Genomic DNA, 11967 nt, shown 5'->3' with positions numbered 1-11967 from the left:
AATAAATGCTTTTCCCTAAAAGTTCAATTGAATAGAATCAAGCGCGTTCTCTTCTTCCTCAATACTTCCGCTCAATCCGATTTGATCGATCAGAATGTCCGGCTGTTCCAGAATCGCTGATAGGATGTGTAAATAGTCGTTTGATAGAATCTCGATTCTGCTTTTCTTAAACAGTTTTTTCGAATATTCAAACAGCCCGTGATAGTTGTCGTGATCCGCCTGAATCGACAAGGTCAAATCGAACTTGGCAATCGGATGATGAAATGGATACGGCTTGAGCTGCAGGGAATCAAATGTCAATTCAGCCTGATCGAGATTTTGCAGCACAAACATCGTATCGAATAAAGGGTTGCGGCTTGAATCTTTCGGAAGATGTAAATGCTGTATCAATTCTTCCAACGGATAGTCTTGATTTTTATAGGCGTTCAGCAAGTTTTCCTTTACTTCGTTTAAGTAGGCATCAAATGTTTTACGGCCCGCCGGGTGATTCCGAATGACTAACGTATTGACGAACATTCCCACAACGGACTCCACATCCAAATGAGTCCGCCCGGCAGACGGCGTTCCTACGATAATATCCTCTTGTCCGCTGTATTTAGATAAAAGAATCGTATAGGCCGCCAATAAAATCATATACAGTGTTGCGCCTGTTTCTTCTTCCATATGGCTTAAACGCTGTTTCAAGTGTTCCGGTATAACAAATTCGAAGGATTCGCCTTCGTAATCGCGTATGGCAGGTCTCTCATAATCCGCAGGCATATCCAGTACGGGAATGTCATCGTGAAACTGCTCCAGCCAATACGCTTCCTGGCTCTTAATGTTCCGTCTCTGAATGTCCGATTGCTGCCAGACCGCATAATCTTTATATTGAACTGAAAGCGGGTCCGGTTGGTTCCCTGCGTAGAGCCGGCTCAGATCGTTCATCATAATATTGACGGACACGCCGTCAGAAATGATATGATGCATATCAACCACAAGCACATGCCGCAAAGGTTCAAGTTCAATTAATCCCGCTCGCATCAGAGGCGGTTTGGCTAAATCAAACGCTTGGATGAATTCAAGCACACGGTCTTCCGCTTCTTCTTCGCTTGCTTGAATTTGTTCTATTGTAAATTCGACGCTCTGATGAATTCGCTGCGCCGGCTCACCTTCATATAATTCAAAGCTGGTGCGCAACGCTTCATGACGCTCGATTAATTTTTGAAAAGCGTCGTTTAACCGGTCGGGATCAACTTCTCCTTCCACGCTCATGGCACCCGTCATATTGTAAGTCAGCTCGCCGCCTTCTGCGTGACTTAACAAATACATCCGTCTCTGAGCTGAAGAAACCGGATAATAGGACATTTCCTTTGCGGCCGGGATCGGTATATATTGATTTTTGTCCATGTGTAACGTCTTTTCAGCCAATTGTTCAATGGTAGGAAACTTGAATATGTCTTTTAGAGACAGATTCACATCCAGCTCTTTTTGAATTCTGGCGGCTAAGGCCGCTGCGCGAATGGAGTTTCCTCCGAGATCAAAGAAATTATGTTTAATCCCCGCACGGCTTATTCCGAGCACTTCCTGCCATAAATCTGCGAGTTTGGACTCCGCCTCATTGCCCGGGGGAACATATTCAGCTGTCTGCTGAAGACTCGCTTCTGGCGCGGGCAGTGCCTTACGGTTTATTTTCCCGTTGGACGTTAACGGCATATCGTCCAGACGGACAAAATAAGAAGGAATCATGAAGTCCGGAAGCTCGGATGACAGTTGTTCCCTAAGCTGCGCAGCCGCTATAGGCTTGTCGCTTACGTAAAACGCGCATAATTGTTTTAAGCCGTCTTCTTCTTCTTTCACTGTAACCGCGGCTTTTTGCACCGCTTCCGCGTTATGCATCGCCGCTTCAATTTCCCCAAGCTCGATTCGGTGTCCCCTGATTTTGACTTGTTCATCAACGCGCCCAATATATACAAGATTTCCATCCTTCAATCGTTTAGCCAAATCCCCTGTTTTGTACATCTTCGCTCCCGGTATAAATGGGTTTTCAATAAATTTCTCTGCTGTTAAATCCGGGCGGTTCCAATACCCTCTGGCCACACCCGGTCCGCTGATATACATTTCGCCGATTACCCCGACCGGAACCAGGTTTCTGCTTGCATCGGCCACATAAATATCCGTATTGGCAGCCGGAGTGCCGATCGGTACAAATTCCCGCTTGTCCCGTTCTGCGTCGAAGTGATAAATCATACATCCGACGACAGCTTCCGTCGGTCCGTATTCATTGAAAATGTCCAGCCGGCCTTTAAACTGCTCGCTGACACTTTTGGCCAGACGGGTGCTTAAATTTTCTCCGCCCACAATCATTTTCCGTATTGCGGTGCCGCCTGCTATATTCATCTCCCTGATGACGTGCAAATGTGCCGGTGTCAATTTGATCATGTCTATTCTTGTGTCCTTTATAATCTCAGAAAGCACGGTGCTTTTGTCCTCTCCATCGAAGACAACGATGGTATTTCCTGTAGCCAGCGGTGTAAATATCGAAGTCACCGTCAGATCGAAAGAGATGGAAGAGTATAATGGGAAGTTGGTTTTCTCACCCTTTACATAAACCTCTTTCGCCCACCAAATATAATTAGCCAGCCCTTGGTGCTCAATGAGTACACCTTTCGGATTTCCCGTAGAACCCGACGTATAGATCATGTAGGCCAAATCATGTGCATTGCTATCCAATTCAAGATTCGAGCGGTCCTCATGATATGAACTTTCCTCATCCAAAAGCACAACGTCACCATCATACGGTAATTGATCTTGCAGGCTCTGAAGTGTCAACACAACCTCCGCTTTTGAATCTCTCAGCATATATTGAATCCGATCTTCCGGATATTCAGGGTCAATAGGCACATATGCACCGCCGGATTTCAGAACTGCCAAAATTCCAACAATCAGCTCAAGGCAATGCGGAGAAAGGATGGCAACGAATTGATCCGCTTGTACGCCTTTTATCCGTAACGTCCGCGCCAATTGGTTCGCCCGTTCATTGAGCTGTCTGTACGTATACTGCTCATTGCCAAAAATAACGGCTGCATGATCGGGCCGCTGTGCCGCCTGTTTTTCAAACCATCGGGTTACTGTTTCCTTATGCGGATACGGCGTCTTTGTGTCATTACACTCCGTCAGCAATTGATGCCGTTCGGTTTCAGACAGCATAGGAACGGAAGACAGCGTCATCTCCGGCTGCTCCACAAGGCTGTTTAAAATGCCGGTATAGTGTCTGGTGATCTGTTCAATGGTGTCTTTTTCAAACTGTCCCGATTTAAAATCAAAATGCATCTCGATTTGTTGTCCGGCATCTTCGATCGTCAGCATCAAATCATATAAAGAGACTCCGGGATTTCGCTCTTTCACCTTAAACGTACATTCATCATGCCGGATCTCATGAAATTCAATATTTTGAAACACAAACATCGTGTTAAACAGCGATGTTCCCGTTGTTTCCCGCTGGACATTTAATTTCTCCACAAGCCTGTCGAGTGGATAGTCTTGGTTTTCGAAAGCGTCAAGCGTCTGCCGCTTTACTTCTTCCAGGTAATCCGAGAACTTTCGATTGGCGTGCGGCTTCGTTCGGATTCCGATGGTTTGTATGAAAATACCGATGATATTTTCAATATCCGGATGATTTCTTCCTGAAGCAGGCGTACCTACGACAACATCTTCTTGGCCCGTATATTTATGTAGCAGCACTTTGTAGGCGGCCAGCATCACCGTATAGAGAGTCGTTCCCGCTTTTTGCGCCAGCTCTTGCAGCGAACGGATGACATCAGGCTGTAAGGAGCACGTCACGCGCTGTCCCTCGGAAGACTGCTCCGCCGCTTTTGAGCCGTCTGTCGGCAATTGAAGGACCGGGATTTCGTCTTGAAATTGTTCCAGCCAATATGCCTCCTGCCGCTTCATGGCATCCTCATTCAGCCATTGGTTTTGCCATTCTGCGAAATCTTTATATTCAAATTCAATATCCGGTAGCGGTTTTTGATGATATAAAGCCAGCAATTCATTTGTAAGGATGTTGACGGAATAACCGTCCGAAATGATATGGTGCATATCGATGAGCAGTTCGGCCTGCTCGTTTTCAATCTTGATCAGCTCCGCGCGAACCAAAGGAGCTTGTTCCAAGCGGAACGGTTTTACAAATCGGTCTGCATAAGCTTCAAATTCGTTCCGGCTCATGGTCCGGACTTTAACGTTAAAATCGACTTCGTTTTCAAGTTTCTGAACGATTTCCCCGTCTATCATTTCAAAGTATGTGCGAAACGCTTCATGCCGCTCTATGACTTGCTGAAGGGAAGAAATCAAGGCTTGCTCATCGTACTTCCCTATAATTGATATTTGCCCGAACATATTTTGAGCCAGCTGATCCGGCTCCATTTGGTGGAGGAAATAGACTCTTTGCTGCGCCGGCGATGTCGGGTAATACGCTTTTTTCTCAGCAGCTTTGATTGGGAGGTGCATGACTTTCGTTTCATTCTGAATGAAACGTGCTAATTCCTTAACAGTCTGATGATTGAAAAATTGTCCGATGGAAACTTTTTGCTGAAATGTCTTCTGAACTTTGGAAAGCATAAGCGTGGCTTGGAGTGAGTTTCCTCCCAGTTCCAGAAAGCGATCTAATCTGCCAACCCGCTCAAGGCCGAAAAGCTCCTCCCAAATCTGCGCCAGCTGCCGCTCCGTTTCATTTGCCGGCGCCTCGTAGGCATCAGCAAGGTTTTCCGTATTGCTTACAATTGAAGAAACCCGCTTTTGGTGTTCGGCGTAAAGTTCTTGTAAATGATGCTGTTCTTCATCGGAAAACATCACCAAGGCGTTAAGAGGGACTGAATCCCCCTCAACCATCTTTTGCAGCAATGTCGTGAAGCCCGCTCCCCACTTTTTCATGATCTCCGGACTGACGACATTCGTATTAAAATCAAAATCAAGAATGTATTCTTGATCCACATCCGTTACGTTAAGAAAGAGATCGTATGAAATGCATTTCATAGGGTAAGCAACGAGCTCAGCTTCCGCCTTTCCGAAGTGAAGCTTTCGAAAAGGCCTGTCCAAATTAAAAATAATACGCATGTCCGGCACATGATCGTGCGGAAGTTCTCTGGCCACCAGTGTCATCGGAACGGCTTGATGGCGCATGGCTTGATTCACGTTTTCTTTCATCCGGTCCAGATAGCCGGATAAAGTACTTTCTGAAGAAGCCGTGTTTTTTACCGGAATCATATTGACGCAATTTCCAATCAGATCATGCTGTTTCATATGGGATTGACCGGCTGTCGGCATCCCGATTACAAGGCCCGTCTGTTTGGTAAGCCGGTGCAGAAAAAGGTGAAATGCACCAAGCATCGTTACAAATACGCTATTTTTCATCCGAATGCTTAAAGACTTTAAGGCCTCGCTTAAAGGCCGCCCAAGCCGGACGGTACACCGGTCTCCCTCGTATCCGTTCTGATGGCGGGGAGAAGCGGCGCCCGGCAGGACTGCCTGCTGTATCGGTTCTGAGAAATGATGCCGCCAATACCGGACTCCTTCTTCATAATGGCCGCTGTCAATTTGCGCCTGCTGCCAGTCTAAATATTGGCGAAATGAAGCAGCGGCCTCTTTTTGCTGAATTGATTTTCCTTGTACGATTGCCGCGTAGCTGGTCTCCAGCTCTTGAACAAAAACGGCGATTGACCATCCATCGGCAATGATATGATGGAACGTGAGCACAATCAGATGTTCATTGTGAGCCGATGTAAGCACATGGATTCGAAACAAGGGCTTTTGTTCTTGGAAGTGAAAAGGCCGTTTGGCATCTTCTGTCAGCCATTTCTGAATTTCTGTTTCCCGCTGCTCTTCCGGGTGACCGGTAAAATCAATGACAGGTATTTCTATAGTCATCCGTTCCTGCACTTGCTGTACTTCGTCATCGGGATGAATCACCGTACGTAAAGCTTCATGACGGTCGACGATATGCCGGACGGCTTGTTTTAATGGTGTATGCTGCAGTTCACCCTTTATTTTCAGCATAATGGACTGGTTTAAAGCTGCAGAAGCTTCATTCCCATAATGGGATGCCATAACCAATTGTTTTTGTTCATCTGAAAGCTCGTACGCCCCTGATTTGTTATGGCCGCCGTCATCAGGAGAATCGGGGCCTTCCGGAATAAATCCGCCTCGGCGAAGATCCTTCACCGTGTCTTTAACAGCCTGAATGATGTGTTCAATATCATCCGCGGTATGCGCCGTGGATAGGAAGCAGTTGCGTCCTTCCCACACATAGATCCCTTTATAATTGAGATGGTAAAAGAACAAGTCGTTATCAAGCGATGAGACAAACCGGAATAAAGAACCGAATTGAACCATGCGGATAGGCACTTGCGATTGTTCAAAGAAGCGATTTAGCCGATCAACCAAGGAGGCTGTTTTTTGATTCAGCTGTTCATACAGGTGTTCTCCCTCGGTTTGTAAATGGCGAAGCACGGCTAATGACATTCTCATGGTAAGCGGGTGAGTATTGAAGGTGCCGGCCACAAACGTGCGTTTCGCCTCATCTTGCGGATAGGAATCGTCCCCATACTGCCAGGTTCCCCCGTCGATCGCATTCATGAACTCAGCTGTTCCGGCAACAATCCCTAACGGCTGTCCGCCGCCGATGATTTTTCCGTAGGTCACTAAATCAGCCTGAATACCGAACCATTCCTGGGCGCCGCCGAGACCGATCCGAAATCCGGTAATAATTTCATCGATAATCAAAGCTGTTCCGGATTGCTGCGTGATCGCCCGCAATTCTTTCAAAAATGCCCGCGGCTGCAAATCCGGCCTGCGGCTTTGTACAGGTTCCACCAGTACGGCTGCCAATTCATCACCGAGGCTGCGAATCACATCGAGCGAATCGGGATTGTTGTAATGTAAAATAATCAAATCATCCATATAGCTCTGCAGTATACCCGGAGCCAGCGGATTCGCAGACGAGGCTCCGCCTTTAGTGCCGGCAACCCCTAATACGCCGTCAAACGTACCGTGATAAGACCCAGAGAAGGCCACAACTTTCTTTCTTCCAGTTGCCGCCCGCGCTAAACGAAGGGCAACCATAACAGCCTCTGTTCCGGAATTATAGAAAGCGACCCTTTCCACCCCAGTGCATGTGCGGATCCGATCGGCAACTTCTCCTGCGACATTCGACATCGGGCCGAGCGGAGGCAATGATGAACGGACTGAATCATCGATAACCTGTGTAATAAAGGAAGGATGGTGTCCGAAAAGGTTAACCCCGAATCCCATGGTGATATCAATGTACTCGTTGCCGTCAACATCCCACATCTTGGAACCATCAGAACGTTCGGCAATAATCGGGTACACGATTTCCTTCCAATATGAACGGAAGCTGGACAAGTTGCGGTTATTTGCATGAGCAAATCGGGTGTTGTCCGTATACTGTTTGGAACCTTTCGTTTTATCTGCGTATTTCACGATGAAATCTTCTAAGTATTGTTTTTGCCGTGCGGTATAGTGTCCCTGTTCATGCAGGTTCTGAGGCTGAAAAGGAACATAAGGTTTCGTTTCTTGAGTCAATGTCTTTTCTGCAGTGACAGCCGGAGACCCCTGCTTGACAGAAGGAATTGATTTCTCTTGTGCTTTATCGTGTTCTCCCACATCGGAATGATGACCGCCGTTTCTCAGCAAATTAAAGCTATTTAACTGAGCTTGCAAGGTGTTCTGGATTAATTGGTTTTGAGAAGCGATTATTTTTTCGAGCATATGCCCTTGGTGATCTTCTCTGTGACCAGATTCAGGCTGTGCTTCTGGAATGACCAGTGTTTCCTGCGCCGGAACATTCTCTTGAGCCGGAGCGGATGCATGAGATGATGGAACAGTCTCAGCCAAGTAATCGATGACACTTTGAAGGTTGTTCATCGTATCAAAAAAACGATCCATCGGGATGTCTATCCCAAATTCATCCGCGATAGCTTTTTTGACCTGAGACAGCATGATAGAATCCATTCCGAGCCCGATAAAATGGGCATTCAGATCGAGTTCCTCCGCTCTGATTCCAGAAGCATTGCTGATGACTGTTTTCAGGAAGGATTCAATATGCGCCTTCGATTGATTGATGTTCAATGCGGCTTCTCCTTTCTCTCGGCCCTCGTTTAGGCGCAATTGGTCAGCTTCAGCCCAGCAGCGGTTCCGTTCAAACGGATACAGGGGCAATGGCGTTTTTTGTACGGTTTCACTGGCGTAAATGGCGCTCCAGTCTATTACGGCTCCCTGCACAAATAATTCGGCGGCGCGATTCAGCCATGCGATCCGTTCATCATGCGTACGTATACGCTGCTCCAACAGAGCGGCTGCTTGTTTATTCAGCTCCTCTTTATGGGCAGGCAGCATTTCCTTCAAGTTCTTATAACCAACGTATACTCCGGGAAGATGTCTGTCTCCTTGGATTATGGAAGTCAGCTTGTCACATAATTCCTGCTTACTGAAGACAATCATGGCAATACCATGATCCAAATGAGCCCTGCCCGTGCCGGCTGTATAGCAAATGGACTTCAATGAAGCTTGGCTGTCCTCCGATACATATTGCCGGTACTGCTGTGCGAGTTCATTGAGTGAATTTTCAGTATGAGCGGATAAAACAAATAGGTGCGGCTCATGTTCGTCCTCGGGTGCATCCTCATTTTGAGAAGTATATTCCTCCAATACCACATGAGCGTTCGTTCCGCTAAAACCGAACGAGCTGATTCCGCCTCGCAGCGGCTCATCACCGGATGTGAACTCCGCAGCTTCCTGATTCACATAAAATGGTGAAGAGTGAAAATGAATGAGCGGATTAGGTTCATTAAAGTGCGCTAAAGGCGGGTTTTTCTTATGATTCAGCATGAGGACAGATTTGATCAATCCGACGATGCCTGCTGCTTCAAACAAATGACCGATGTTCGATTTAACAGAACCAATCGCACAAAATTGCTTTTTTGCCGTGTATTTTTCAAACGCTTTACAAAGCCCGTTGAATTCAACCGGATCGCCGAGCTTTGTTCCGGTGCCATGCGCTTCGATGAAAGACAGCGTTTCAGGAGCAATGCCCGCATCTTTCCAGGCCGTCTCAATGACCTCAGTCTGAGCTGCCGGATTCGGTGCGGTAATCCCGGCGGTCGTTCCGTCTTGATTTATGGCGCTTCCTTTAATCACGCCGTAAATATGGTCTCCGTCGCGAACTGCATCCTGCAAAGGTTTTAACAGGACTGCCGCCGCGCCTTCACCCGAGCCCGTGCCGTCTGAATCTTTGCTGAACGTTTTCGTGTACCCGTCCGAGGATTCCATATCAAGTCCGATACGGATCGGCAAGAGCGATGTCCGGATCCCGCCGGCAAGAGCCATGTCACAATCGCCGGAAATTAAAGATTTGCATGCCATATGAACGGCGGCAAGCGATGAAGAGCAGGCCGTATCCACCGTGACCGCCGGCCCTTTTAAATTTAAGAAATAAGCAATCCGGCTGGCTAACACGGAAGGAAGATTGCCTACTATATATTGCTGAAGTTCCTCCGGATAATTCGCAGAAAGGAGGCGTTCATAATCGTAGCCCACCTTCGAGTACCCTGCATATACCCCGACCCGGCTCCCGTTTATCCCGTCCCCGGCATAGCCCGCATCTTCAATCGCATGCCATGCAGACTGCAAAAACAGTCTTTGGTTAGGATCCATAAACTGAGCGGTTTTAGGCGCTAAACCGAAAAACGAATAATCAAAACGGTCGATTTCATCTAAATAACCGCCCTTCACAAACTGATTCTCATTGAATTCACTTTGGATGGACTTTAAATAATCCGCCGCATCTTTCAGCCGGGATGCAGGGTATTCTCGAATGCTGTGCTCTCCTTTTTCTAGCAAATCCCAAAAATCACTTTTGGTCGATGCTCCCGGGACATTGAGCGACATCCCGATAATGGCAATATCTTTCGGCGTCACACGGATTGGTTTCACTGTCACGTCCTGCTTGATTTCAGCCCGGCTTTCAGACAGATATGCCGCTAAATCAGTGATAGAAGGATACGTAAAGAGATCGGAGACGGCAAGCTCGCGTCCAAATCTCTGTTCTATACGCTCGGCAGCCTGTGATAACTGTAATGAATTTGCGCCCATATCAAAATAACTGTCAGTGAGGTGAACCTTTTTCCCATCGAGCACATCGGAAAAGATAGACAGTAATTCCGTTTCGATTTCATGAATGGGAGTCTGTCCGGTTTTTTCCGGGCCGCTCTCCAAACATTCATTAATGGCGGCAGACTCTAATGAAAAATCCCCTGCCTCATACTGTCTGGCCAGTTCATATCGTTTCACCTTCCCGCTCGTCGTTTTTGGCAGCTTTTTGATCGGGAGTACTTCTTTTATGCTCCAGCCGCCCCGCTGGTATAAATGCTTTTTGATCTCTTTGACAAGCGGGGCAAATTTTTCAGGCGATTTTTTGAAAACAACAAAGAGCACGATTTCTCCGCTTTGTGTCTTTTGGTCATATACACCGCAGGCGGCAACCCTTCCTAAGTCAACCTCTTCCATTTCAATCGCAACCCGTTCAATATCGTGCGGGTAGATATTTTTTCCGTTCACGAAAATAATGTCCTTTTCTCTTCCGGTTACGACTAAGTTGCCACTTTCATTAATGAATCCGAGGTCTCCCGTTTTTACCCAGCCGTCAGAAGTCAGCGCTTTTTCCGTACTCTCGGGGTTGTTATAATACCCTTGAGTCACATTGTCTCCTTTAATCTGAATGTGACCGATGATTCCGTCTTCTGCTCTTTCATTTGCTCCATCGGAGATCCGAAGCTGACAATAGTCAATGGGTTGTCCCACTTCGACGAATGAAGCGCAATGTTGATCCTCTTTGCTGACTTTTACAGCCCGTTCACCAAGATTTAAATAGTCACGATGCAAATAAACGGGAACGAATTCTTTACCTATTTTAGAAAACGCTGCGCCAACTGAAGCTTCCGCTAAACCGTAAACATTCAAAATAGCGGATCTTTTCAGATTGAATGCTGCGCATCTTTTCAAAAATTCGTCACAGAGCTCCGGCAATATCGGTTCTGCACCGTTTGCGATGACTTTGATATGGGATAAATCCCAGTCTGGTTCGTTTTTCAGAAATTTAAGGAAGTAGTTGTACCCGAAATTAGGAGAGGATAGAATACTGGCTTTATGTTCATGAGCTTTTTTCATCCAAAGAATAGGTCTGCGAATAAATAATTCTGTAGGCATTAGATTTTGATTGATTCCGGTTATGAAGGGAACAAGGTGGCAGGCGATGAGCCCCATATCATGCGTTAAAGGCATCCATGATAAGAAAGAGTCTTTCGAATGAATGGCTAGGGCAGTCCCAATGGCGCACGTGTTATGTATTAAGTTGTGATGCGTTAACATGACTCCTTTTGGATCTCCTGTCGATCCGGAAGAAAATTGGATAAAAGCCAGTTCATCCGCATCAGGTTCATAAAACGAAGCGGGGTAATCGTAGGTTTGATCTTGAATGATGTCAGATTTTTCGTTTAATTGATGATGGAAATCCTGTAAATCGTGTTCTGCAGCGTATTTCTTTATTTTGTCCAATACTTTTTCAGAGGCAATCAGAAACGGATGATTTAATATATTCCAAATGCGCCACACCTTCAGCTTATGGTCATCATCTTCTCCGATACTGACCGGTACCGGGATCATTCCTCCTAATATACAAGCCCAAAAAGCAACGACAAATGATTTGTTTTCTTGGATTTGAAATACAATTTCCTGCTTGGGCTGAATGCCGATATGCTGTAAATAGCCAAGAAAGCCTTTCGCTTCTTCAAACAATTGGCGGTAAGAGACAACCGTCTCTTTTTTATCGGATTCGATAAAACGGATTCCGCGATCAGAGATATTGCTTCTTTCCCGAATGACATCTACTAAGGTTTGGAATTGACTGGTATACATAGG

At 46.5% G+C, this 11967-nt stretch carries 1 protein-coding gene; it reads right to left on the bottom strand.

Features of this window, described 5'->3' with window-relative positions:
- Window positions 1-15: 15 nt before the first annotated feature.
- Window positions 16-11964 carry a non-ribosomal peptide synthetase/type I polyketide synthase gene (locus tag Y79_RS0100570; protein ID WP_016935948.1) on the bottom strand — a complete coding sequence of 3983 codons (11949 nt, stop codon included), beginning with the start codon at window positions 11962-11964 and terminating at the stop codon, window positions 16-18.
- Window positions 11965-11967: the final 3 nt, after the last annotated feature.

Source organism: Bacillus siamensis KCTC 13613 (assembly GCF_000262045.1).
Taxonomy (GTDB): Bacteria; Bacillota; Bacilli; order Bacillales; family Bacillaceae; genus Bacillus; species Bacillus siamensis.
Note: the sequence above shows the minus strand (reverse complement) of the source record. Positions and strands in the feature narration are given on the sequence as shown.